At 42.8% G+C, this 25,760-nt stretch carries 24 protein-coding genes and 2 pseudogenes; 24 read left to right on the top strand and 2 right to left on the bottom strand.

All coding sequences use genetic code 11. From position 1 onward, the window contains the following. Positions 1–68: 68 nt before the first annotated feature. Positions 69–710 carry a YigZ family protein gene (locus IGJ44_RS12320; RefSeq protein ID WP_074536090.1) on the bottom strand — a complete coding sequence of 214 codons (642 nt, stop codon included), beginning with the start codon at positions 708–710 and terminating at the stop codon, positions 69–71. Between the two features lie 110 nt (positions 711–820). Here IGJ44_RS12320 and IGJ44_RS12315 point away from each other — a divergent pair, with 110 nt between their 5' ends. From IGJ44_RS12315 to cls, 16 genes and pseudogenes are all read left to right on the top strand, one after another. After that, the gene (locus IGJ44_RS12315; RefSeq protein WP_005228767.1) at positions 821–1,114 is read left to right on the top strand and encodes a DUF7662 domain-containing protein; all 294 of its coding nucleotides are present in this window, start codon (positions 821–823) and stop codon (positions 1,112–1,114) included. A gap of 72 nt (positions 1,115–1,186) precedes the next feature. After that, the gene (locus tag IGJ44_RS12310) at positions 1,187–1,507 is read left to right on the top strand and encodes a PTS sugar transporter subunit IIB (RefSeq protein ID WP_005228768.1); all 321 of its coding nucleotides are present in this window, start codon (positions 1,187–1,189) and stop codon (positions 1,505–1,507) included. A gap of 106 nt (positions 1,508–1,613) precedes the next feature. Further along, the gene (locus tag IGJ44_RS12305; protein ID WP_074536088.1) at positions 1,614–2,924 is read left to right on the top strand and encodes a DEAD/DEAH box helicase; all 1,311 of its coding nucleotides are present in this window, start codon (positions 1,614–1,616) and stop codon (positions 2,922–2,924) included. Between the two features lie 196 nt (positions 2,925–3,120). Then, a complete protein-coding gene (locus tag IGJ44_RS12300) occupies positions 3,121–3,597 on the top strand; it encodes a ComF family protein (protein ID WP_016608760.1) in 477 nt (158 codons plus the stop codon). A gap of 137 nt (positions 3,598–3,734) precedes the next feature. Next, on the top strand, positions 3,735–4,292 hold the full coding sequence (gene hpf / locus IGJ44_RS12295) for a ribosome hibernation-promoting factor, HPF/YfiA family (protein WP_005231866.1): 558 nt from the start codon (positions 3,735–3,737) through the stop codon (positions 4,290–4,292). Between the two features lie 184 nt (positions 4,293–4,476). Then, positions 4,477–5,424, top strand: a complete 948-nt coding sequence (locus tag IGJ44_RS12290) for a LacI family DNA-binding transcriptional regulator (protein WP_074536086.1) — start codon at positions 4,477–4,479, stop codon at positions 5,422–5,424. A 156-nt stretch (positions 5,425–5,580) separates the two neighbouring features. Further along, complete coding sequence (locus IGJ44_RS12285; RefSeq protein WP_015510171.1) at positions 5,581–6,846, top strand: extracellular solute-binding protein; 1,266 nt, start codon at positions 5,581–5,583, stop codon at positions 6,844–6,846. 160 nt (positions 6,847–7,006) lie between these two features. Beyond that, positions 7,007–8,296 (top strand): carbohydrate ABC transporter permease, encoded by a 1,290-nt coding sequence (locus tag IGJ44_RS12280; protein ID WP_010749778.1) that lies wholly within the window; start codon positions 7,007–7,009, stop codon positions 8,294–8,296. Positions 8,297–8,298: 2 nt separating this feature from the next. After that, a complete protein-coding gene (locus IGJ44_RS12275) occupies positions 8,299–9,132 on the top strand; it encodes a sugar ABC transporter permease (RefSeq protein ID WP_016608756.1) in 834 nt (277 codons plus the stop codon). 10 nt (positions 9,133–9,142) lie between these two features. Beyond that, positions 9,143–9,958: a DUF1189 family protein gene (locus IGJ44_RS12270; RefSeq protein ID WP_074536084.1), complete on the top strand. Its 816-nt coding sequence runs from the start codon at positions 9,143–9,145 to the stop codon at positions 9,956–9,958. 248 nt (positions 9,959–10,206) lie between these two features. Then, positions 10,207–12,591 (top strand): annotated as a pseudogene (gene secA / locus IGJ44_RS12265) (preprotein translocase subunit SecA); the annotation flags it as partial. A 45-nt stretch (positions 12,592–12,636) separates the two neighbouring features. Further along, positions 12,637–12,711 (top strand): annotated as a pseudogene (locus IGJ44_RS12260) (SEC-C metal-binding domain-containing protein); the annotation flags it as partial. A gap of 88 nt (positions 12,712–12,799) precedes the next feature. Beyond that, positions 12,800–13,907 (top strand): peptide chain release factor 2 gene (gene prfB, locus IGJ44_RS12255; protein ID WP_167826960.1). Its coding sequence is split into 2 segments (ribosomal slippage): positions 12,800–12,871 and positions 12,873–13,907, totalling 1,107 coding nucleotides; the frame shifts between segments, so codons are not numbered across the junction. Between the two features lie 112 nt (positions 13,908–14,019). Beyond that, positions 14,020–14,706 carry a cell division ATP-binding protein FtsE gene (gene ftsE, locus IGJ44_RS12250; RefSeq protein ID WP_005228783.1) on the top strand — a complete coding sequence of 229 codons (687 nt, stop codon included), beginning with the start codon at positions 14,020–14,022 and terminating at the stop codon, positions 14,704–14,706. After that, positions 14,699–15,583: a permease-like cell division protein FtsX gene (gene ftsX, locus IGJ44_RS12245; protein ID WP_010749773.1), complete on the top strand. Its 885-nt coding sequence runs from the start codon at positions 14,699–14,701 to the stop codon at positions 15,581–15,583. Before ftsE ends, ftsX begins: the two co-directional genes overlap by 8 nt. A 124-nt stretch (positions 15,584–15,707) precedes the next feature. Further along, positions 15,708–17,153: a cardiolipin synthase gene (gene cls, locus IGJ44_RS12240; RefSeq protein ID WP_005228785.1), complete on the top strand. Its 1,446-nt coding sequence runs from the start codon at positions 15,708–15,710 to the stop codon at positions 17,151–17,153. Positions 17,154–17,217: 64 nt separating this feature from the next. On the opposite strand, the gene IGJ44_RS12235 is transcribed toward cls, so the two are convergent. Next, positions 17,218–17,337 (bottom strand): DUF4044 domain-containing protein, encoded by a 120-nt coding sequence (locus IGJ44_RS12235; protein ID WP_005237290.1) that lies wholly within the window; start codon positions 17,335–17,337, stop codon positions 17,218–17,220. 332 nt (positions 17,338–17,669) lie between these two features. Between IGJ44_RS12235 and IGJ44_RS12230 the strand changes: the two genes are divergently transcribed. From IGJ44_RS12230 to murG, 8 genes are all read left to right on the top strand, one after another. After that, positions 17,670–18,038, top strand: coding sequence for a DUF3397 domain-containing protein (locus IGJ44_RS12230; RefSeq protein WP_005228786.1), 369 nt, complete (start codon positions 17,670–17,672; stop codon positions 18,036–18,038). A 198-nt stretch (positions 18,039–18,236) separates the two neighbouring features. Beyond that, positions 18,237–18,668 carry a division/cell wall cluster transcriptional repressor MraZ gene (mraZ, locus tag IGJ44_RS12225; RefSeq protein ID WP_005228792.1) on the top strand — a complete coding sequence of 144 codons (432 nt, stop codon included), beginning with the start codon at positions 18,237–18,239 and terminating at the stop codon, positions 18,666–18,668. 25 nt (positions 18,669–18,693) lie between these two features. Beyond that, positions 18,694–19,653 (top strand): 16S rRNA (cytosine(1402)-N(4))-methyltransferase RsmH, encoded by a 960-nt coding sequence (gene rsmH / locus IGJ44_RS12220; RefSeq protein WP_074536081.1) that lies wholly within the window; start codon positions 18,694–18,696, stop codon positions 19,651–19,653. 5 nt (positions 19,654–19,658) lie between these two features. Further along, entirely contained in the window at positions 19,659–20,078 is a 420-nt protein-coding gene (gene ftsL, locus IGJ44_RS12215; RefSeq protein ID WP_005228796.1) for a cell division protein FtsL, read from the top strand. Further along, a complete protein-coding gene (locus IGJ44_RS12210) occupies positions 20,079–22,274 on the top strand; it encodes a penicillin-binding transpeptidase domain-containing protein (protein ID WP_167826962.1) in 2,196 nt (731 codons plus the stop codon). Between the two features lie 19 nt (positions 22,275–22,293). After that, positions 22,294–23,256 (top strand): phospho-N-acetylmuramoyl-pentapeptide-transferase, encoded by a 963-nt coding sequence (gene mraY, locus IGJ44_RS12205; RefSeq protein WP_167826963.1) that lies wholly within the window; start codon positions 22,294–22,296, stop codon positions 23,254–23,256. Between the two features lie 12 nt (positions 23,257–23,268). Further along, positions 23,269–24,627 (top strand): UDP-N-acetylmuramoyl-L-alanine--D-glutamate ligase, encoded by a 1,359-nt coding sequence (gene murD, locus IGJ44_RS12200; RefSeq protein ID WP_087627817.1) that lies wholly within the window; start codon positions 23,269–23,271, stop codon positions 24,625–24,627. A 15-nt stretch (positions 24,628–24,642) separates the two neighbouring features. Beyond that, positions 24,643–25,737 (top strand): undecaprenyldiphospho-muramoylpentapeptide beta-N-acetylglucosaminyltransferase, encoded by a 1,095-nt coding sequence (murG, locus tag IGJ44_RS12195; RefSeq protein WP_010749767.1) that lies wholly within the window; start codon positions 24,643–24,645, stop codon positions 25,735–25,737. The last annotated feature ends 23 nt before the right edge of the window (positions 25,738–25,760 follow it).

Raw genomic sequence — 25,760 nt, 5'->3', positions numbered from 1 at the left:
CAGCAAGCGGCATTAGAGTCCGTGCTTTGAGGAAAAGAGCAAACTTGACAGGTGCTTGTCCTGCATAGTTACTCGGTTGGCTCCTCGATGAGGCGCTCTACATATTCGGTCTTGCCTTTGTTTAGCTTCACTTGCCCTTGCAGCAAATCAATCAAAGCGGCTTCTTGGTCGGCAAGCGTTGCTTCGGGAATCATTAAGGTAACAACGATTTTCTCGGTATAAGCAATGTCTTTTACGTAGATGTTCTGCAGTTCTAAATAGTTTTGCAGCTTACCTAAAAGGGGATAATCAATGGTCAATGCAAGCTCTTGATGCAAAACGCCTTCGACGATTCCCACCGCCTTGATGCCAGCGGAAGCAGAACTGGAATAAGCGCGGATCAATCCGCCAGCGCCAAGTTTCGTTCCACCGAAGTAGCGGGTAACGACAGCGACCATATTGATCAAGTCATTTTTCTTCAATACTTCTAAAATCGGTACTCCAGCGGTGCCGCTAGGTTCACCATCATCACTGCTGCGTTGGATCTCATGGTTTTCACCCAATACATAGGCGCTGCAATGATGATTCGCCTTCCAATGTTCTTTTTTGAGGGCTTGTATAAACGCTTTGGCTTCATCTTCTGATTGGATTCGTTTTAACGAACAGATGAAACGCGATTTTTTGATTTCTATTTCCGTTTCTCCATCTTGTCGGATCGTTCGATAAGTCACGCGTACGATCGCCTCCTTTATGTTTCTAGTATAGGCAATCGGAAGGAAAGTTACAAATAGAAGAAAGAAAAAGGCACCAACACAGACCTGAAAAAGAGGAGGCAGTTGCTTTGGGTAGACGCAAAAAGTACGATACGATCACGCACTATTTAAAAAACAACGGCGGTTCACAAATTACGTTAACCTTTACCCAGTTTGATGAATTTCTTTTCCCAGCATCCGGTTTGCCCAAAAGTGCCCGCACGAGTACGGATTGGTGGGCAAATGATTACCGACATCCTGAAAACGGGGCCTATGCGTGGCTGAATGCCGGCTATGAGGTAGTCCTCGTCAATTTAAAAAAAGAGTATGTCGTTTTTAACCGTTTAGTAAAATCAAACTGGCTGCTGGATAGAAAGCGTTGACAAATTTCAAACTTGTTCTATACTAGAGATAGGAAATGTTATCTTATTCTTAAAATTCAAGGAGTGTTCGATATGGCGAAAAAAACAATTATGTTAGTTTGTTCTGCAGGAATGAGTACAAGCTTATTAGTAACAAAAATGCAAAAAGCAGCTGAAGCAAAAGGATTAGAAGCAGATATTTTTGCAGTTTCCGCTTCAGAAGCAGATCAACATTTAGAAAGCAAAGACGTAAATGTTTTATTATTAGGACCACAAGTTCGTTTCATGAAAGGCGATTTTGAGAAACGTCTAGCGCCAAAAGGAATTCCTTTAGAAGTAATCAACATGGCAGATTACGGCATGATGAACGGCGAAAAAGTCTTAGATCAAGCTTTGACATTGATCGGCGAATAAGCAAGACCTGCTGTTGAAGCAAACAAGAAACCTGTAATCGGTTCAAGTACTTTTCAAAAAGTACTTGAACCGATTTTTTTGCGTACTTAAAACTGAGGTGTATGTTATGACCAATCAAAAAGGAAGACAATTTTTTGTTTTAGATGAAACAATGAATCTAGGAAAACCCTTTGATTCTCGACCGGCAATGCTTGAGCAGGGGCAGAGAATCGTTTGTCAGCGATGCGGTTCTTCCCACCGCAAGCCGTCGGTGCAATTACCGATAGGCAGCTATTACTGTCCAACCTGTATTCGCTATGGTCGGATCACATCAAATGGGCGACTGGTGATTCAACCTACGGAAAGTCCAGCCATTGATCACCACATCGTCTGGCCAGGAGCATTGACGCCGTTTCAGCAAAAAATTTCCCAGCAATTGGTGTCTAATTGTCGACAAAAACGATCCTCACTTGTTTGGTCGGTCACGGGTTCAGGGAAGACCGAAATGATCTTTGAAACGATCCGCTACGTTCGGCAAGAAGGTGGTCGAGTGGCGATCGTCTCACCTCGGATCGATGTTTGTCGTGAATTGTTTCCGCGAATTCAGCAAGCATTTCCACAAGAGGAAAGCTTGCTCCTTTATGGAAAATCAGAAGAGCCTTATCGCTACACAAACATCCTTATTGCCACCACCCATCAGCTACTGCATTTTTATCGGAGCTTTCAACTGATCGTGGTGGATGAGGTAGATGCATTTCCCTACGAGGGCGATGCGCAGCTGCGTTACGGATTATACAATGCCTTAGCCAAAAACGGGTGTCTGATCTATTTAAGTGCGACGCCTTCAGAACGACTGCTGCAAGAAATTCGTGGAAAATTCGCTGTCTTGAGAATGCCGCTGCGGTTTCATCAGCGTCCATTGATCGTTCCAAAACCTGTTCATTATAGTCACTGGGCGCAGGCTTATCGCAGAAAACGTTGGCTGCGACCATTGCTGCAGCAGTTGCAGCGGCTGCTTCAAAAAAACTTTGTCTTGGTGTTTTGTCCAAGCATTGCGCTGATGAAGGAAGTAGAAGCGGCTGTCCGCCGACAAGGCACGTCATGGTCTTTGACTAGCGTTTCGTCGCAAGATCAAAAACGGAGCGAAAAAGTAGCGTCTGCTCGTCGACAGATTTACAAGGTGTTGTTTACAACGATGATTTTAGAGCGTGGGGTGACGTTTGAAAACGTCTCAGTCATCGTATTGGGTGCTAATCATCCAGTCTTTACAAAATCGGCGCTCGTGCAAATTGCTGGTCGTGTCGATCGTAAAGGGGCCTATACGGAAGGGGAGGTCATTTTTTTCTACGACCAAATGACGGAAGCGATCCGAAAAGCACTCAACGAAATCAAGGAAATGAACCAATTGGCAAAAAGCTGGCTGACCGATGGTGTGTAGTTGGTGTAAAAGGACTTTTCCTAGAGAACGAACGATCATTGAGGTGTTGGCTCCTTGGCGTATCCCAGAAAATGAATTGTGCCCGCAATGTGCCCAACAGTTTTCAGTGATCGATTGGCGAACCTGCTGCCCTTCGTGTGGAAAAAAAGAAACTGAGTTTTGCAGCGATTGTCTCTATTGGGAAGAAACGTGTCCCATGATACAATTGCAGCACCGAGCGCTATTTGCTTACGATCAAGGAATGAAGGATTGGCTTCACGAATACAAACTGATGGGAAACTATCAGTTGCGGGGGACGTTTGCGCCTGTGATCAAACAAAAACTCAACAGGTTTGACTATGAGTGTTTGATTCCCATCCCACTATCGGCAGAGCGTTACCAACAGCGAGGGTTTAATCAAGTCACCGCTGTGCTGGAAGCCGCCGGAGTCAGATTTCAAGAGTTACTGGAGAAAGTTGTTGATACCGCACCACAGGCACAACGTTCTCGCAGGCAACGATTAGTAGAGGCGCAACCCTTTGCAGTGAAGCCAGATGTAGCGTGTGAAATCAAAGGGAAAAAATTATTGTTGATCGATGATGTGTATACTACCGGTAGAACGTTATATCATGCAGCTGAAGCACTGCAGTCCTTTGGCCCCCAGTCGATTCGTTCTTTTTCTATTGCTCGTTGAAACGTTATTTTGAAAACGCTTAAAGAAAATTGTTCGATTTACTAGGCAAATGACCAAGAGTTCGATATAATAGAGTTAAGAAGAAGAAAAGAGTGGTCCTTTTCCTTCTTTACTGGTAGACGAAAGGGGTAATTTTTATGTTTAGATATAATGTGCGTGGCGAAAATATCGAGGTAACAGAAGCGATCCGTGATTACGTCGAGAAAAAAGTAGGTAAATTAGAACGTTATTTTAATGATGTGCCAGAAGCAACAGCACACGTTAATTTGAAAGTTTATACAGAAAAAACTGCAAAAGTAGAAGTAACGATTCCTTTACCATTCCTAGTTCTACGTGCGGAAGAAACTTCACCTGATCTATATGCTAGTATCGATTTGGTTGTTGACAAATTGGAACGCCAAATCCGCAAATTCAAAACAAAAATCAATCGCAAATCTCGTGAGACAGCGTTGGTTCCGCCAACAGATGGTGATTTGTTCACAACTGAAGCAAACGATGAAGAAACCAATGGTTCTGATTTAGACATCGTACGTACAAAACGTTTGTCTTTAAAACCAATGGATAGTGAAGAAGCTGTTTTACAAATGAACATGCTTGGACACAACTTCTTTATCTTTGAAGATGCGGAAACGAATGGAACGAGCATTGTGTATCGTCGGAAAGATGGTAAATACGGGTTGATCGAAACGGATTAACACGTGTGGGATCCTTTTGGCGACACCCCAAAAAAAGTCTTTTTTGACAGAGTAGCTGAGAAGCTACTCTGTTTTTTTATCTTTTGGAATGAAGCAAGAAATCTTTCTATATAAAAGTTGGCTTTGTTTCTCTTTTGTTTTATTGTGTTATACTATAGATGAAATAATACAGGGAGAGTGAATCATGACTACGTTAGCAGATGTCGCCAAAAAAGCAAATGTTTCCGCAATGACCGTTTCTCGAGTGATCAACCATCCAGATAAAGTGACCGAAGAGCTAAAGCAGCTCGTTCATCAAGCAATGCTAGAACTGGATTATCAACCGAATATTGCTGCCAAATCATTAGTTTCCAAGCGTTCCCATATCATCAAAGTGTATATCTTAGAGGAGATGGACACGACGGAGCCATACTATATGAATTTATTAGTGGGGATCGCTCGTTCCATCGGCAAAGCGCATTATTCGTTGCAGCTGGTTACGACGGATGGGGTGGATCGTGGCCCAGCAGATGGTTGTATCATTACGGGATTTCGCCAAAAGGATATGGACTGGATAAAAAATTTAAAGAAACCCGTCGTTCTATTTGGTGAAAATGAAGCTGGATTCAGCTTTGTTGATAGTGACAACTACCAAGGGATCGTTTCTGCTTGTAAACACGCCCTCGATACTGGCTATCAACACTTGGTCTATATTGGTTTAGAGTTGGAAGAAGCATTTACGAAAAGCCGAGAAAAAGGGTACATAGATACAGTCACAAAAACAGGACAAGCACCAAAAATCCATCGTTTTGAGAACCGTTCTTCCGCAGCCCGCACCTTTATCACAGCACAGAAGGAGCAATTTGCGGAAAATACTTGTTTTATTTGTGCGACGGATCGTTTGGCCCTAGGCATCAATCAAGGCTTGCAGTCGATTGGCGCGCAGATACCAAAGGATTTTGGGATTGTCGGCTACGATGGGGTATTCCTGGATCAGGTCAGCTCGCCCAAGTTGACGACTATGAAGCAAGCCATCGTTGAGATGGGCGAAGCTTGTGGTGAATTACTGATCCAAAAAATTGAACAGAACGATACAAGCCAGCGACAACAGCGTTTTTTACCGCAACTCGTGGTTCGAGAATCCACAAGGTGAAAAATTAAGCAAATGGTTGCGCAATTTCTTTTCAATTACTCAATATCTTAATTTAAAGGCTTTTTCAATTTTTGTTATCGCTAACATTTAGAAAATGTTTGCCATTTTAAGAAACCGGTTGCATAATAGAGTTACAAATTGCAGGAGGTAAACAGGATGAAAGTGAATTGGAAAAAGGCAGCTCTAGGATTAGTTTCAGGAAGTGCGTTGTTAGCGCTTGCAGCATGTGGCGGCAACGGCGGTAGTACCGATGGTAGTAATGCAGATGCAGGTTCAGGTAGCGATGAAAAAACGATCACGGTCTCTGTAGGCGCAGACTATATTGATTATATCAATGAAGTGAAATCTGACTTTGAATCTGAAAATGATGTCACCATCAACGTTGTGGAAATGGACATGTTCGATCAAATGGATGCGCTTCAACTAGACGGTCCTGCTGGGAAAGGCCCAGATGTTACGATGTCTCCTTATGACCGTGTGGGTCAAGTAGGCTCCCAAGGGCATTTGGCAGAAATGACTTTGCCAGATGATGGACGGTACAGCGATACAGACAAGCAACAAGTGACCATCGATGATAAGATCTATGGCGCACCAGCAATGATCGAAGCGGTTGTCATGTTCTACAACAAAGACTTGATCGATGAAGCACCAGCAACTTTTTCTGATTTAGAAGAACTAGCAAAAGATGATCGTTTTGCAGAAGGCGATGACAATGTTGGTTTCTTAGCTCGTTGGACGGACTTTTATTATACGTATGGTCTATTAGCGGGGCATGGCGGGTATGTCTTTGGTGATGAAGGAACAGATCCATCTGATCTAGGGCTGAACAATGAAGGTTCTGTTGAAGCAATCACGTATGCAACTGATTGGTTCCAAAATGTCTGGCCGCAAGGAATGCTTGATGTATCAGCCAACGAAAACTTGATGTTGGATTACTTCAATCAAGGCAAAACAGCAGCTATCATTTATGGACCATGGGGCGTGAACGGCTTTGAAGAAGCAGGCATCAACTATGGAGTAGCGAAAATCCCAACGCTAAACAACGGCAACGACTATGAAACATTTGGCGGCGGAAAAGCGTGGGTGGTATCTAACTACTCACAAAACAAAGACGTTTCTCAACAATTTGTCGAGTATTTGACCAACGAAGCCAATCAAGAGAAATTGTATGACATGCGTCATGATATTCCAGCGAACATTATGGCTCAAGAAACAGTCGCTGCTTCTGATGATCCAGTAGCAAAAGCAGTGATTGAGCAATACAGTGTTTCACAACCAATGCCAAATATCCCTGAAATGTCTGAGGTTTGGGTAGGGGCTGAAAACATGCTGTTTGATGCAGGTTCAGGCAATATGACTCCTCAAGAAGCAGCGGATAATGCTGCCAAAACAATCGAAGAAGCGATTGAGCAGAAATACTAATAATTAGCCGATTACGGTCTGTCATTCATGTCGACGATTCTATAGAGGATGTTTGTCAAAAGGATTCCTTGCAACGTAGCACGCAAGAAATTGCTTGACGAGATTGTTTTCTATCGATCGTCGGCCGCTTGGCAGACTTTCGATTTTAAGGAGGATACATATGAGGACGAATTCACAAGCCATGCAGACAGCGCTTCTTTCAATCATCCCTGGTGGGGGACAATTCAAAAATGGTCAGAAATTCAAAGCGGGTCTCTTTTTTGCAGCCTTTCTGATTTTTCTGGTCGAAATGCTTTTGTTTGGTGGACAAGCACTTTATAACTTTGTCACACTCGGATCAGTACCGATGGAAGACAACTCTTTGTTCTTGTTGATTGAAGGAACACTGCAGGTCATCGTTACCGTTATTTTCATTATCTTTTGGGTTTTAAATATCAAAGATGCTTATCAGGTTCGGCAAAGCATTGAAAAAGGCTTCCCGGTAGCTGTTACGAGAAAAGAATTTTTCAAAAAATTATACGAAGATGGGTTCGCGTACTTACTGACGATCCCTGCCTACTTGGTAATGATCGTAGCAATTATTTTTCCAGTAATGGTGACGCTCTTTATGGCATTTACCAACTATGATTTTCGACACATTCCGCCAGCAAACTTAATCGACTGGATCGGTTTTTCGAATTTCACGAATATCTTCACCTTAAGTTCTTACCGCGACACCTTTGTAAAAGTATTCAGTTGGACGGTGATTTGGACCGTTTTAGCAACCACCTTGCAAATTACACTCGGCATACTGACAGCAGTTGTTGCCAACCAAAAATTTGTGAAGTTTCGTCGCGTCTTTGGGGTGATTTTCTTGCTTCCTTGGGCGGTGCCAGCGTTTATCACAATCATGAGTTTTTCAAATATGTTTAATGATACCGCAGGAGCGATCAATACGCAGGTGATCCCGCTATTGAACAATCTGCCTTTTGTGGATATTGGGAACATTGCTTGGAAGACTGATCCGTTTTGGACGAAAACGGCGATTATTTTGATTCAGGGTTGGTTAGGGTTTCCTTACATCTATGTAATGGTTTCGGGGATTTTACAATCCATTTCCGAAGATTTGTATGAAGCAGCAAAAATGGATGGAGCCAATGCGTTGCAGCGTTTTCGGAACATTACGCTGCCGGCAATCTTTTTGGTAGCAGCCCCAACCTTCGTTACGCAATATACTGGGAACTTTAATAACTTCTCGATGATCTATCTATTTAACGAAGGTGGACCAGGAAGTTTAGGCGGAAATGCTGGATCGACAGATATTTTGATTTCATGGATCTACAAACTGACGACCGGCGGCTCACCACAATATTCGATTGCTTCTGCATTGACCTTGATCATTTCCTTTGTGGTGATCTCCATTTCATTACTGGTGTTTAAAAAGACGAATGCATTTAATATGGAGGATTGAGGATGAAAAAGAAGAAGTTTTCTTTCAGCAAATTATTTACCTACTTGTTTATGATCGCGTTATCGATCATTATCATCTATCCCTTGTTGATTACCGCAACCTCAGCCTTCAAGGCAGGGAACATGATCGCTTTTCGCTTAGATTTTGATGCGGATTGGACATTGAACAACTTTCGACGTTTATTCAATGAAACCCCGTATTTGACATGGTATAAAAACACCTTGATCGTGGCCGTTTCGACGATGATCATTCAAGTAATGATCGTAACGTTAGCAGGGTATACTTACAGTCGTTACCGTTTTGCTGGTCGTAAAAGTAGTCTGATGGTGTTCTTGATCGTTCAAATGGTACCGACAATGTCGGCGTTGACCGCTTTTTATGTCATGGGCTTATTAGCAAACGGTCTAGATAGCTTCTGGTTCTTGACACTGATTTATATCGGTGGTGGGATTCCGATGAATACTTGGCTGATGAAGGGGTACTTTGATACGGTACCCATCGACTTGGATGAATCAGCAAAACTTGATGGTGCAGGGCATTTTCGTATCTTTTGGCAAATCGTTTTGCCCCTCGTAAAACCAATGGTTGCCGTCCAAGCATTGTGGGCCTTTATGGGACCATTCGGCGAATTCTTGCTGGCGCGATTCTTGCTTCGCTCACAAGAGCGTTTGACCGTCGCAGTCGGGCTACAAACCTTTATCAATGATGCCCGTAACCAACGGGTCGCACTCTTTGCGGCAGGGGCGATTTTGATCGCCGTACCGATCGCTGCACTGTTTTTCTTCTTACAAAAATACTTTGTTTCAGGTTTGACCTCTGGCGGAACAAAAGGATAGGAATGATAGGATGTCTGAACAACGATTTCCCTTAACGTACTTTGGGGCCATTTTTTCTCCAACAAAAGTCTATGCATGGCGTAAAAAATTAAATCGCTGGCAGCAAGTGTTCGTCTATGTTTTCTTGATGTCCTTGCTGATGATCCCGTTGACCTTAATGATCAGCAAGCAAACGGATCAAGCCTTTGCGGCATTTTTTCCCCATGTAAAAACACTCGTGACGGCAGAAACGGCAGCAAAATACAATGAGTTGCAGCTGGAAGATGGCAAACTTTTAGCGGATGAGTCACAAGTCTTTTCCCAAACAGAAGCGGGGATCATAGGCGTTGCGCTTTCAGAAGCGGCTCTTGAAAAAGCGAAATACGCCATCAATTTTCGGGAAACAGACTGGACCATCAAAGAAGAAATCGATGGACAAACCTATCACTATGAAATGCGGTACACGGCGGAAATGGCACCTGATCAAGTAGATGATGCGGCTTCGTTTCAAAAAGCGATCGAAGACGGCTTCTATCGCAACAACGAGACAGCGATTTTCTTCAGTCAGACGATCACAGTGGCATTTTTATTGGTGGCAATGAATAGTATTCTAGTCATAGGGGCAGCGTTTTTCCTCTGGTTGACGAAAAAATCACGACTATCGACAATCGGCAGCTTCAAAGAAAGCACGAACGTGATTTTAAATGCACTGGGGGCAGGCTCTCTCGTTGCGATGTTGGCAGGATTTATTGGCGCTGATATCGTCTTGATGATCGGGATTCAGTCTTTAGGCATGCTACTGATGCTCTTCTTAGCTTTCTTAAAAACCCGTTTTAAAACGGCATAATTTGCAAACCTTCGCAACAAGACGTTTGGGCGTGTGCTGGACTTTCAGTGCCGATCAATGGCTTGTTGCGTGTTTTTTTTCCTGCGTTTCTTTAAAATCTGTGAAAAAAGGTTAAGAATCCGTTTATCACGCAAGATTGATGCGATAGTTCTATCGAAAAATATTTCATTTATGGTGAACTAGTGCTAAAATAGTTAGGAGAGTTTCCAGCTAGGATAATGCAGAAGTAAAAGGAGAATTATTAAGGTATGGCCAATTTTTTTAGAAAATTAATCGAAAACGACAAAAAAGAATTAAAACGTCTTGACCATATTGCGAATCAAGTTGAATCACATGCGGATGAAATGGCCGCTTTATCTGATGAACAATTACGCGGGAAAACCGATGAATTTCGTCGTCGTTTCCAAGAGGGAGAGACTTTGGATAAATTATTACCTGAAGCCTTTGCAGTAGTACGTGAAGCTGCAAAACGCGTTTTGGGCCTTTATCCTTACCACGTCCAATTAATGGGTGGGATCGTCTTGCATGATGGGAATATCCCAGAGATGCGTACTGGTGAAGGGAAAACCTTGACGGCGACATTACCTGTTTATTTGAATGCTTTGAGCGGTCAAGGTGTCCACGTCGTAACTGTCAATGAATACTTGGCAACTCGTGACTCGACTGAGATGGGGGAGCTGTACAACTTTTTAGGGTTGACGGTCGGCTTGAACATCAACTCAAAATCAGCAGAAGAAAAACGTGCGGCGTATGCTTGTGACATCACTTATAGTACAAACAATGAATTAGGGTTTGACTATTTGCGGGACAACATGGTGGTTTACCGTCATCAAATGGTACAGCGTCCATTAAACTATGCCATCGTCGATGAGGTCGATTCGATCTTGATCGATGAAGCGAGAACACCGTTGATCATTTCAGGACAAGCAGAAAAATCAACTGCGCTATACAATCGGGTCGACAATTTTGTCAAACGCTTGACGGAAGAAGAAGACTACAAAATCGATATCCAATCAAAAACGATCGGTTTGACAGAACGTGGGATCGAAAAAGCGGAAGAGACCTTCGGCTTAGAAAACTTGTATGATATTGAAAACACGGCATTGACCCATCACTTGGATCAAGCACTACGAGCGAATTACATTATGATTCGCGATATCGATTATGTCGTGCAAGATGGGAAAGTAATGATCGTTGACCAATTTACAGGTCGGATCATGGATGGTCGCCGATATTCTGATGGGCTCCATCAAGCGATCGAAGCGAAAGAAAGTGTCGAAATCGAAGATGAAACCAAAACGATGGCGACGATCACATTCCAGAACTACTTCCGGATGTACAAAAAACTGTCTGGGATGACCGGTACAGCGAAAACGGAAGAAGAAGAGTTCCGAGAAATCTATAACATGCAAGTCATTCAGATTCCTACGAACAAACCAATCTTACGGGATGATCGTGCGGACTTGCTTTATCCAACGCTTACGAGCAAATTCCAAGCAGTCGTTCAAGACATCAAAGAGCGTCACCGCAAAGGACAACCCGTGCTTGTAGGGACGGTCGCTGTTGAGACTTCTGAATTACTGTCATCAATGCTTGATCGTGAGAAAGTTCCTCATGAAGTATTGAATGCCAAGAATCACTTTAAAGAAGCAGAAATCATTTTGAATGCTGGACAAAAAGGCGCTGTAACGATCGCGACCAATATGGCTGGTCGGGGAACGGATATCAAGTTAGGTCTTGGTGTTGCAGAACTAGGCGGCTTGGCAGTTATCGGTACTGAGCGTCATGAATCACGACGGATCGATAATCAGTTACGGGGACGTGCGGGACGTCAAGGAGATCCAGGGATGTCGCAATTTTACTTATCGCTAGAAGATGATTTAATGAAGCGTTTTGGTTCTGAACGAATCAAAGTGTTCTTGGATCGGATGAAGATTGATGAAGGCGACGCCGTGATCCAAAGCAAGATGCTTTCAAAACAAGTAGAATCTGCCCAACGACGAGTGGAAGGAAATAACTACGATACTCGGAAAAACGTCTTGCAATACGATGACGTGATGCGAGAACAGCGGGAAGTTATTTACGGACAACGTCAAGAAGTGATCATGGAAGAAACGGATCTTTCACCACAATTAATGAATATGGTGAAACGTTCCATCAGCCGAGTCGTCGACAGTCATACGCAATTAGAAGAAAGCAATTGGAACTACGAAGGAATCGTTGATTTTGCGGCGAATGCACTTGTTCATGAAGATACTATCAGTATCGAGGACATCAAGGGCAAATCAGCTCAAGAGATCAAAGACTACCTAAACCAACGGGCAGAAGAAGTCTTTGAACAAAAGAAAGCACAACTTAATAGTCCAGAACAATTACTGGAATTTGAAAAAGTCGTCATCTTACGAGTTGTCGATACGAAGTGGACCGACCACATCGATGCTATGGATCAGCTGCGTCAATCGGTTGGGTTACGGGCTTATGGACAAAACAATCCATTAGTTGAGTACCAAACAGAAGGATTCAATATGTTTGAGAACATGGTTGGAGCGATCGAATATGAAGTAACTCGTCTCTTTATGAAGGCAGAGATTCGTCAAAACGTTCAACGGGAACAAGTTGCTCAAGGGGAAGCACAAGGGGTAGAAGAAGCACCTGCTGCCCAAGCACCAAGTTTCAAAAACGTTGGTCGTAACGATCCTTGTCCATGCGGCAGCGGGAAAAAATTCAAGAATTGCCACGGGAAAAATATGTAACACGTTTTGAAAAAGTTGAGAGTAGGCTGGCAGACGTTTTTGTCCAGTCTACTTTCGTTTGTAAGAAAAAAAGAAAGAAGGAATTTTAATGGAAATCGCAGATATTCGGAATCAATTGACCCAGATGAATGAAAAAATAATCAGTTTTAGGGGGTCTCTTTGACTTAGATCAGTTAGAAGAGGACATTGCGGAAGCGGAACACCAAATGGCAGATCCCACCTTTTGGGATGACTCAGAAAAAGCTCAACAAGTCATTAACGCAAACAATGCCAACAAAGAGACCTACGATCAGTTCAATCAGTTAGCAGAAGAATTGGAAGAGCTGGAAGTGATGTTGGAAATGATTCAAGAAGAAGCAGACCCAGAAATGGAAGCAGAACTTGAAGCACGGATCACGAAGCTAAACGAGAAAATGGCGTCTTATGAATTGTCGATGCTGTTAGATGAACCCTATGATCGAAATAACGCCATCATCGAGCTTCATCCTGGTGCAGGCGGTACCGAATCACAAGACTGGGGCAGCATGCTGGTACGGATGTATACTCGTTTTTGCGAACAACACGGGTATCAAGTAGAGACCCTCGACTATCAAGCTGGTGATGAAGCGGGGATCAAAAGTGTCACTTTACTTGTAAAAGGCCACAACGCCTATGGGTATTTGAAATCGGAAAAAGGCGTTCATCGTTTAGTTCGGATCTCACCTTTTGATTCAGCCAAGAGACGGCACACGTCATTTTGCTCGGTGGATGTGATGCCAGAATTAGATGGGGCGATCGATGTGGAAATCAACTCAGATGATTTGAAAATCGATACGTACCGCGCAAGTGGTGCGGGTGGACAGCACATCAACAAAACCGAATCTGCTGTGCGGATCACCCATATTCCGACAGGAACGGTCGTTGCTAGCCAAGCCCAGCGCTCACAATTGAAAAACCGTGAGCAAGCGATGGGAATGTTGAAAGCCAAGCTGTATCAACTAGAAGTCGAAAAGAAAGAACAAGAAGCAGCAGCTTTGCGAGGCGAGCAGTTAGAAATTGGTTGGGGCTCGCAAATTCGTTCTTACGTCTTCCATCCCTATTCGATGGTCAAAGATCACCGAACGAATTTCGAAACTGGGAATGTACAGTCAGTCATGGATGGCGATTTGGATGGCTTTATCGACGCGTATTTGAAGCTGAAACTGAATCAAAAATAACCTTGTGTGACTTAAACAGATTGAAACATAATTGTAATCTGTTGCAAGCAAGGTGAAATATATTCATGCTATAATAAGCCAGAATGAAAATTTGAGATGGAGAGATAGCTGTATGATAGAAATGAAAGATATAATGAAAAAGTACTCTAATGGTACGACTGCTATCCGTAACCTTTCGATTTCAATTGATCAAGGAGAGTTTGTTTATGTCGTGGGCCCATCGGGTGCCGGCAAATCAACCTTTATCAAATTGATGTATCGGGAAGAAAAAGCAACAAAAGGCGTTTTGAATGTCGCAGGATATGATTTGGTCGGCATGAAAAACCGCGAGATCCCATTGATGCGTCGAGAAATCGGCGTGGTCTTTCAGGATTATAAACTTTTACCACGGAAAACGGTCTTTGAAAATGTTGCTTATGCAATGCAAGTTATCGGCCGCAAACCTCGTGATATCAAAAAACGGGTGATGGAAGTGTTAGACTTGGTCGGCCTGAAACATAAGGTGCGGGTATTTCCAAGTGAGCTTTCCGGTGGGGAACAACAGCGGGTGTCGATCGCTCGTGCCATCGTAAATACGCCGAAAGTATTGATTGCGGATGAACCAACGGGGAATCTAGATCCTGAAAACTCATGGGAAATCATGAAGCTGCTTGATCGGATCAATGCCCAAGGAACAACGGTCGTTATGGCGACCCATAATAGTACGATCGTAAACACGATTCGTCATCGCGTGATCGCGATTGAAAATGGCCGCATTATTCGCGACCAAGCGGAAGGAGAATATGGTTACGATGATTAGAACATTTTTCCGTCATCTCCTGGAGAGTATCAAAAGTTTAAAGCGTAACGGCTGGATGACTATTGCGTCATTGAGTGCGGTAACGATCACACTGACATTAGTCGGTATTTTTCTAGGTGTAATCTTAAATGCAACAAAACTAGCCGAAGACATTCGCGAGAATGTGGACGTTTCGGTTTTCGTTGATATTGGTACGGAACAAGAAGACATGGATGCTTTGGAACAGTCCTTAAATGATCTGCCGAACGTTTCAGAAGTGAAATTTTCTAGCCGAGACGAAGAATTGCAGAAGATCCAAGATGCAATGGGGGATTCATGGAACTTGTTCGAAGGCGACAGCAATCCGCTGTATAACGTGTTTGTCGTCAGTGCAACAGATCCAGAGTATACGACAGAGATCGCTGAGCAAGCTGGCGAATTGCCAAATGTTTTCAAAGCCGATTACGGCGGAGATTCTTCTGACCGAATCTTTGAATTGTCTGCTGCTGTGCGGACTTGGGGCTTAGCTGCTGCTGTCTTATTGATTTTTGTGGCAATGTTCCTGATCTCTAATACGATTCGGATCACGATTTTGTCTCGTCAAAGAGAAATTCAGATCATGCGTCTGGTGGGGGCGAAAAACGGCTACATTCGTTGGCCATTCTTCCTTGAAGGCGGCTGGATCGGACTCTTAGGTTCGATCGTTCCGATTGCTTTAATGTACTTCGGCTACCACCAAGTTTATGCAATGGTCAATCCATCCTTACTGCGTTCAAATTACAGTTTAATTGCACCAAATATGTTTCTATTACAAGTTTGCGGTGTGATGGCACTGATTGGGATCGTGATCGGTTCGCTTGGTTCCGTGTTATCAATGCGCCGTTTCTTAAAATTCTAAACCGATATTTTCTTAAAGTCGATCGTCAAGATCGGCTTTTTTTGTTTCATCACAGTGTTTCTTTACTTTAGGTACTATTTTTTGATATGCTTTAGTAGCGGGAAATCGGGGAAGAGGTGGAGAAATGGTTGTAATGGATAATTTGGTAACCATTTTATTTATAGTCAATATTTTGTTATCAATCATTATCATTTTCAGAGAAAGGCGGCAGACTGCTCAAACGTGGGCCTGGCTTTTGGTCTTGATGTTCATTCCAATCGTTGGCTTTGTGCTTTACTTTTTCTTTGGTAGAGGGATCTCTAAAGAAAAGATCTTTGATATGCGCTCACAGGCAAAGGTGGGGCTGAATGTTGAATTAGAAGAACAAAAACAAGCGCTCGCTCGTCAGCTGTTTCCGCATCCGCCGACCGCGCAGGTAGAAGTGCAGCAGCTGGTCTACCTGTTGACAGTCTTTGGGCAATCCCTGTATACGACAGCGAATAGTATGACGCTTTATACTGACGGACGGCAGAAATTTGATGCCTTGATCGCGGATATCGAACAGGCAAAAAATCACATTCATATGGAATATTACATTTATCGCAGTGATACATTGGGAAATGAAGTCAAAGAGGCACTGGTGCGCGCGGCGAAGCGGGGCGTAAAAGTAAGAGTCTTATTAGATGCTTGGGGCAGCACCCAAGTATCATTAAAGTTTTTTGATGAGTTGCGTCTGCATGGCGGTCAAATTGCCTTCTTCTTTCCTTTATTCGTTCCTTATGTCAATCCGCGAATCAATTATCGAAATCATCGGAAAATCGTGGTGATCGATGGAGAAATTGGCTATACAGGCGGTTTTAATGTGGGAGATGAATATCTAGGGCAAGTGGAAAAATTCGGTTATTGGCGAGACAATCACTTGCGAATTGCCGGTTCAGCTGTCTATTCGCTGCAAAATCGGTTTTTGATGGATTGGAATTCACAACATGCGTTGGAGATCAAATATGATCCTTCCTTGTTTCCTGAAATCAAACAAGTCGGGACAGTTGCAGCCCAAGTCATCACGAGTGGTCCTGATACGGAACATGAAGAAATCAAAATGACCTATCTGAAAATGATCAACTTAGCCAAAAAGGAAATCTTGATCCAAACACCTTATTATATTCCGGATGAAGCCATTCACAATGCCTTGAAGTTGGCACTGCTTTCTGGGGTGAAAGTCCATATACAAATCCCTAACAAACCGGATCATCCCTTGGTATATTGGGCGACCTATTCCTTTGCGGCTGAGCTGCTGCATTTTGGGGCAGTCATCGAAACCTATGAGAAAGGGTTTATGCATGCAAAAACGATGATCATTGACAGTGGGCTCGTTTCGATTGGTTCAGCAAATATCGATGTCCGTTCGTTTCGTTTAGACTTTGAGGTCAATACGATCATCTACGATGCACAACTCGCGACGCAAACGAAAGAAGCATTTCTGGCGGATTCGATCGATTCCAAGCACTTAACGATCGAAGCGTATCAGCAAAGAAAGCTGACGATCAAAATCAAAGAAGGCTTGGCACGCCTTGTGTCACCCTTGCTGTAAAAAAAGTGCCCTTTTCCAAAAGATGGAAGCCATCATTTTGGAAAAGGGCACTTTTTTAATAGGATTAACCCATAATACTTGTGTATGCTGCTAAGAAAATCGAGCCAACAGTGAGAATAAGCATGGTCCAGATCACGACTTGCGTGATTTTTGCAAAGGTACTTTTTGGTTTTTTCTCGTTCATTCTAATCCACCTTTTAGAGTTATTCTAGTGACAGTTTACCCTCAAATACACAAGAACTCAAGTTGAACCAAGGAGAAATTAAGAAAATTTCAATTTCAGGATAAAAAAAATCACTAGAATGGCAAGATAGACTTGTTGAAGCTACGCCCTTCTGTTTTAATAGGTAAAGAAATGCATTCTTCAAGACTTTCAAAAGTCAGCTGATGAACAAAGAGGCTCCTTAAAAAATTTCATGGCTGTCTTATTCCAGCTCAGATTTTTAAAAGAACTGAAACACGGATGTAAAGAAAATAAAGTATAGTGACACTAGTTGTTAGAAAGGATTTTGCTGTATGTCTGGATTTAATCCAATCGTTTTGTTTTGGTATATCTTTCCTGTGCTCGTCTATTTCGCCTGTCGGTTTATTGTTTCCGCGTTGTCCTTGAATGATCGTTACCACGTGAAGGCACCGGATTTAGCGGTACCATTTTTGATGGTCGGGATTCATCAATTATCAAAGTATACTTTTGATCAAGCAATCACATTGTACTATTTGATCTCCATTTTTTTATTGGGGATTCTGCTGGCAGTCTTTCAGGCGTATTACTATGAGGAGATCCAATATGGTCGCTATTTAAAGATGTATTGGCGTAGTATTTTTCTATTTACGATCATTTTTCATGTCGTTTTGATCATTCTAAATATTGTTAGTTACTTATAGTGTTTTGACTCTTGATAAACGCCCATTTTTTCACTTAAAGTTTTTTTAAAAACTTTAAGTAGTCGGTTTTCCTCTTTTTCCTCATTTGGTAAAGAAAAGTCAAACAACTTCCCTTTCAAATTTCATATAATTTGTGGTAGAAAGTGGGGGATTGTGGTAGACTGTGAATATCAGGTGGAGATCGGGGGTTATTTATCGATGTTTATGGGTGAATTTCAACATTCGATAGATGCAAAAGGCCGACTAATCGTCCCTTCAAAACTACGAGAAAAACTCGGAGAAAAATTTGTTGTGACACGTGGATTAGATGGCTGTTTATTTGGCTACCCCTTATCTGAATGGGAAAAACTTGAAGAAAAACTAAACGAAATGCCTTTAGCGAAAAAGGACGCTCGGACATTTGTCCGCTTCTTTTATTCTGCTGCAACAGAGTGCGAAATCGATAAACAAGGACGAATCAATATCCCTGTTACATTGAGAAATCATGCAGACCTTACCAAAAGCTGTGTGATCATCGGCGTTTCAAACCGAATCGAGATTTGGGATGAAACGCGTTGGCAAGCATTCTCTGAAGAAGCAGAAGAAAACTTTGATGAAATTGCTGAAACAATGATTGATTTTGGCTTATAGGCTTGATAGGAAGAGGAAAAAACACATGGCAGATTTTCAACACTACACCGTTATGCTACAGGAGACCGTTGATGGGTTAAAGATTCGTCCAGAAGGCGTCTATGTCGATTGTACATTAGGTGGAGCCGGTCATAGTGAATATTTATTGTCGCAACTGTCTGAAGAGGGACATCTCTTTGCTTTTGATCAAGACCAAACTGCTATCGATCATGCGAAAAAACGTTTAGCACCATATGTTGCTAAAGGAATGGTTACGTTCATTAAAAGTAATTTCCGCTATTTAAAGGAAGCATTGCATCAACACGGTGTGAGCCGAGTCGATGGGATTTTGTACGATTTAGGTGTTTCCTCACCCCAATTAGATGAAGCCGAACGCGGCTTTAGCTACCACCAAGATGCACCGCTGGATATGCGGATGGATCAAACTGCAGCATTGACTGCCTATGAAGTAGTCAATCAATTCGACTACCACCAATTAGTCAAAATCTTCTTCCGTTATGGAGAAGAAAAATTCTCGAAACAAATCGCTCGTGAAATCGAGCGGGTGCGACAAGATCATCCAATCGAAACAACGGGTGAGTTGGTCGATATCATCAAAATAGCCATTCCTGCGCCAGCAAGAAGAAAAGGCGGACACCCTGCAAAACGGGTTTTCCAAGCCATTCGCATTGCAGTCAATGATGAGCTAGGTGTGATTGAAGAATCACTTGAACAAGCGATTCATCTTTTAGCAGTCAACGGACGTGTGAGTGTCATCACGTTTCACTCTTTAGAAGATCGCATCGTGAAATCGATGTTCAAGGAATACAGCACACCGAAGGATATGCCGCCAGGTTTGCCGATGATACCAGAAGAATTCCAACCAACACTTAAACTTATAACAAGAAAACCACTTCTTCCTACTGAGGAAGAAGTAGCTGAAAATAATCGTTCTCGTAGTGCGAAACTGCGAATCGCGGAAAAAATCAAGGAAAGCGAAGGGTAACAACTATGGCAGAACTAAAAGTTCATGACTATGAATTCAGAGAACCACTTGAATCACAACCTATGGAACACTCTGAACCGACAACTGAAAAACTGCCTACTGATCCCCAGCGTCCTGAGGTCATCCGCGTACCAGCATCTCCGGCTCGTCGGTTAAAAAGCATTTCTACTCTGGAAAAACTGATCGCTGCCTTTGTGATCATCTCTGTATTGACGTTGGCGATCTTGACCATCAATATTCGAACCAATATCAGTCAAGTCGAACACGATATTTCTTTGATCCAATCGGATATTAATGAAAAAACAACACAAGCAGAACAGTTGGAACAAGAGAAAAATGAACTTTCTAAAACCGAGCGCATCCAAAAGATTGCTGAGGATAATGGATTGTCGATCGATGACGGCAATTTAAGGAAAGTGGACTAAATGAAGTTAACAGATAAATTCAAGCAATACTTAAAAAAGAACAATCAAACTACAACGAACAATCGCAAAAAAGTAGGTATTATTCTCTTTGCTACGAGTATTGGATTGTTCTTTTTGTTTGTCACGCGTTTGAGCTACATCGTCATTGTCGGAGATGTCGCAGGGACTTCCTTAGCTGAAAAAACGAAAAATCTTTATGAAGGCAGTGAAGTCATCAAAGCGAAACGTGGAACGATCTATGATCGCAATGGGATTCCAATTGCTGAAGATGTGACCTCCTATTCAATTTACGCTGTTTTAAACCAAAATTACAAAGATGGCAAAAAGAATCTTTTTGCAGAAAAAGCAAACTTCAATAAATTGGGCAAAATCTTGTCGGATGTATTGTCCATCGATCAAGAAACAGCAGTCAACACGTTAGAAGAAGGGCTTGAGCAACAATTATGGCGTGTTTCTTTTGGAAGTAAAGGAAACAATATTACATTAGAACAAAAGAATGCGATTGAAGATGCAATGGAAAAAGAAGAGATTGCTGGCTTTCATTTTGACAGCCATCCAGCTCGACTTTATCCGAATGGTGTCTTTTCTTCTCACTTTATCGGGTATGCTGTTGCCAATGATGACGATACTGGTCTAGTTGGGAAAACCGGACTAGAAGCTGCGTACAATGACGTGCTTTCAGGGACCGATGGCGAGATCGTTTATCAAAAAGACAACAATCAAAATCCGTTGCCAGGAACCGTAGCCGAAACTGTTGCAGCTGTGGACGGGAAAGACGTCTATACAACCATCGATAGTCGGATCCAAAGCTACTTGGAAACGCTGATGGACAGTGTCTTTAAAGAAAATAAACCAGAAAACTTAACAGCGAACTTAATGGATGCAAAAACGGGTGAAATCGTGGCGATGGCGCAACGACCAACCTATAATCCAGAAAATTTGGATTCCATCAATGATTGGCAAAACCTATTAGTTGAGGACAACTACGAGCCAGGATCAACCATGAAGATCTTGACGACGGCTGCAGCGATCGATCAAGGGATCTTTAATGAAAACGAAACTTTTACCCCAAGCCCTGATGGAATGAAACTTTATGATGCAACCATCAACGACTGGGACTTCGGTCAAAAAGGAACACTGACGATGCGCCAAGCACTTTCATGGTCGAGTAATATTGGAATGGTGACCTTGGAACAACGAATGGCAGATCGTTGGCAGCAATACTTAAAAGAATTTGGTTTTGGTCGCAGTACCTATTCAGGATTGCCTAACGAAAATACTGGGATCACACCAGAGGATAACCCTGTCAGCCAAGCGATGACGTCATTTGGTCAAGCGATTGGTGTGACGAATTTCCAAATGATGCAGGCCTTTACGTCGGTGGCAAATAACGGAACGATGTTGAAACCACAATTTATTAGTAAAATCGTTGATGGCAATACAGGAGAAGAAACGGTCACACAACCAGAAGAAGTTGGCCATCCCATCACAGCAGAAGCGGCAACAAAAGTACGGGAATATATGCGTGATGTTGTCGAAAGTGAAAATTACGGAAGTGCTTATGGTGTCTATGAACTACCGGGCTACAATATTTCCGCGAAAACGGGGACAGCCCAAGTAGCCGATCCAACGACCGGTAAGTATTTGTCTGGGGGTACCAATTATCTGTATTCTGTTGTTTTGATGTTTCCTTCAGAAGAACCTGAATATATTTTGTATTTGACGATCAAATTGCCAGAGAAGCACGAAAGCACCGTGTTGGGTGAAATTGCCAATCCATTGATGAAACGGGTCATGGATCTGAAAAACTCTGCATTAGAAGATAGTACAACCTCAGGTAGTGAAACGACTGTAGGGGATTATCGTAATCTTGATACAGAATCAGCGGCAACTGACGTTCAAAAAGCTGGGTTGACCCCTGTTGTCATCGGTGATGGCGAGAAGGTCATCGCACAGTCCGTTGACAGTGGCACTTCGATCATGCCTGGCGGACGAGTACTGCTGATTACGGATAGCGACAAGTATTACATGCCTGATACGACTTCCTGGTCCAAAGCAGATTTGATCAAATTTGGCAGTCTGTTGAATGTGGACGTCAGTTTTGAAGGGGACGGCTATTGTACCAAACAGAGCGTGGAGCCTTATACTGAGTTATCGGGACAATCGATCAAGTTTACACTAAGCGAAAACGAATAGAATAATAGGAGAGAACGATATGGAATGGACAGAGATGATATTACCTTTGGCAAGTGGCTTTGCGATCGTAACAGCCGCAATGCCTTTGTTTATCGGCTATTTTCAAATGAAGAAATACGGACAGGAAATACGTGGTGACGGCCCTAAATGGCATAACGTAAAGGCTGGTACACCAACGATGGGTGGGTTTGTATTTTTGATTTCTGCAATGATCACTGCAATTTGGGTAGGGGCATGGCAAAATCAACTGACTGCTTCATTGTTCATTCTTTTGTTCATTACCTTGGTTTATGGTGCATTAGGATTTCTTGACGATTTCATCAAGATTTTCCGCAAAAGAAATATGGGCTTAAACTCGCTGCAAAAATTGTTTGGACAAATTTTAGGCGGACTCGTCTTTTACTTTGTTTTTCGAGCGGAAGGCAATGCAGACGTGTTAAATTTTTTTGGGATCGATGTGCCACTGTCGATCTTTTACGGAGTGTTCGTCATCTTTTGGCTGGTCGGTTTTTCAAATGCAGTCAACTTGACCGACGGTATCGATGGTCTGGTCGCAGGACTGGGCACGATTTCTTTTTCAACTTACGCACTGATTGCTTGGCGGCAAGATCAAATCGATGTATTGATCGTTTGTCTAGCAATCATTGGCGGATTGATCGGCTTCTTTCCGTACAATCGCAAACCGGCTAAAATTTTTATGGGGGATGTCGGCTCACTGGCTTTAGGCGGTCTGCTAGCAGCAATTTCGATTCTTTTACACCAAGAATGGACCCTCTTGCTTGTCGGACTGGTCTATGTTTGTGAAACAGCAAGCGTGATGCTGCAAGTTGCCTCATTCAAATTAACGGGCAAACGAATCTTCAAGATGTCACCCATCCACCATCATTTTGAAATGAGCGGATGGTCTGAGTGGAAGATCGACACTGTTTTTTGGTGTATTGCGTTAGGTTGCTCGTTGCTCACAATAGCCCTTGTATGGTAGGAGATGAAGAAAATGAAAAAAATTAAAACATATCAAAATAAAAAAGTTCTTGTGCTAGGATTAGCGCGTAGTGGATTCAGTGCGGCCAAATTGTTACATGATTTGGGCGCACTTGTGACCGTTAATGACGGCAAGCCATTTGCTGAAAATCCCGAAGCACAAGATCTTTTGGCGTTAGGGGTCAAAGTGATCACTGGCAGCCACCCAATCGAATTATTGGATGAAGGCTTTTCGTTAGTTGTGAAAAATCCAGGAATCCCTTATTCACAGCCCCTTGTTCAAAAAGCTTTAGAGAAAAAAATTCCTGTAATCACGGAAGTGGAGCTAGCGTATCAAATCTCTGAGGCTCCGATTATCGGCATTACTGGTACGAACGGAAAAACCACCACAACGACCATGATCGCCAATGTCTTAAACGCAGGGATGCAAAAAGGGCAGGCACTGCTTTCTGGGAACATTGGGTTTCCTGCAAGTTCCGTTGCTCAAACGGCCAAAGCGGAAGACCGATTAGTCATGGAATTGTCTAGCTTCCAATTGATGGGGATCGATACTTTGCGACCAAAAATCGCCGTGATCACCAATATTTATGAAGCCCATATCGATTACCATGGCAGTCGTCCAGAGTATGTCCTAGCAAAGTGGCGGTTGCAACAGCGAATGACTGCAGATGATTATTTGGTGATCAACTGGAACCAGCCAGAACTAGAAGCACTGTCGACAAAATCAAAAGCGCAAATCATTCCTTTTTCCACCAAGGAAAAAGTAGCAGGCGCGTACATGCTTGACGGTATCCTCTATTATAAAGAAGAAGTGATTATGGCAGCTGATGAACTTGGCGTGCCAGGAGATCATAATATTGAAAATGCATTAGCAGCGATTGCTGTCGGTAAACTTTGCGATATGCCAAACGAAGCCATTAAGCAAGCGTTACAAACCTTTACAGGCGTGCCCCATCGGACTCAGTATGTCACCACCATCAATCAGGTGAAATTTTTCAATGACTCCAAAGCAACAAACATTCTAGCCACAGAAATGGCATTAGGCGGCTTTGACAATGAGAAACTGATTTTATTGGCAGGTGGTCTGGATCGGGGGAACAGCTTTGATGACTTAGTTCCCGCACTAAAAGGGCTAAAAGCCATCGTGTTGTTTGGTGAAACAAAGGAAAAATTAGCCGCTGCTGCTCAAGCAGCAGGGGTAAAAACAATTGAAATGACAGACAATGTTGAAACAGCCGTCCCATTAGCCTTTTCTTTAAGTGCTGCTGGAGATACGATTTTATTGTCACCTGCGAATGCAAGTTGGGATCAATACCCTAATTTTGAAGTTCGCGGCGACAAATTTATGGCGGCAGTAGCAGAACTTAAATAGAAATGAGTGACGGATATGAAAATACTTGTGACTGGCGGCGGTACTGGCGGACATATTTATCCAGCGTTGTCTTTTGTCGATTATGTAAAAGAGATTGACCCGACAGCCGAATTTTTATACATTGGTGCAACAAGGGGCTTGGAAAATAAAATCGTCCCTCCAACAGGTATTCCTTTTAAAACATTAGAAATCCAAGGCTTTAAGCGTAAGTTGTCCTTCGATAATGTAAAAACGATCCAACTTTTCATGAAAAGTTATTACGCAGCCAAAAAAATCATCAAGGAGTTTCAACCGGATGTGGTGATCGGCACCGGTGGCTACGTTTCTGGCGCGGTGGTCTTTGCTGCAGCGAAGTTGAAAATTCCTACAATTATTCATGAACAAAATAGTGTTCCCGGGATCACGAATAAATTTCTAACCAAATATGTGGACAAAATCGCCATTGCCTTTCACGATGCGTCCCAGTACTTTCCAGCGAAGAAAACGGTGCTGGTGGGGAATCCCAGAGGTCAAGAAGTACGCAACAGTCAAAAGTCAGCGATCTTGTCTTCCTACGATTTAAATCCGGCGAAAAAGACGGTCTTGGTTTTTGGTGGGAGTCAAGGAGCGCTGAAAATCAATCAAGCGATCATTGATGCGCTGCCGCTGTTTGCTCAAAAAGAGTATCAGCTTCTCTATGCGTCAGGTGAACGGTATTACAAAGAGATCGAAGAAAAAATCGGCATGTCAAAAGATGCCTTTCCTAATATCAGTATTCGCCCTTACATTGATCAGATGGCAGAAGTGATGGCAAATAGTGATTTGTTGATTGGACGAGCAGGAGCCACATCGATCGCAGAATTCACTGCATTAGGGATTCCAGCGATTTTGATTCCTAGTCCTTATGTGACCAATGACCACCAAACGAAGAACGCCCAAAGTTTAGCCAATGCAGGAGCAGTCAAAATGATTGCCGATCATGAACTAAACAGTCAAAACCTCGTGGAAGCAGTAGACAGTATCATGCAAGATGAAGCCCTTCGTAGTAAGATGGCAAAAGCCTCAAAAGAACAAGGGATCAGCGATGCCTCGGAACGATTATTTCGACTTGTGCAAGAGGTAATCAAATAGTACAATGTGTGGGATAGAAAGGA

The sequence above is a fragment of the Enterococcus sp. DIV1368d genome, from assembly GCF_050542975.1.
Classification (GTDB): domain Bacteria; phylum Bacillota; class Bacilli; order Lactobacillales; family Enterococcaceae; genus Enterococcus_D; species Enterococcus_D casseliflavus.
The sequence above is the reverse complement of the archived record's forward strand: the minus strand, read 5'-3'. Positions and strand labels throughout refer to the sequence as shown.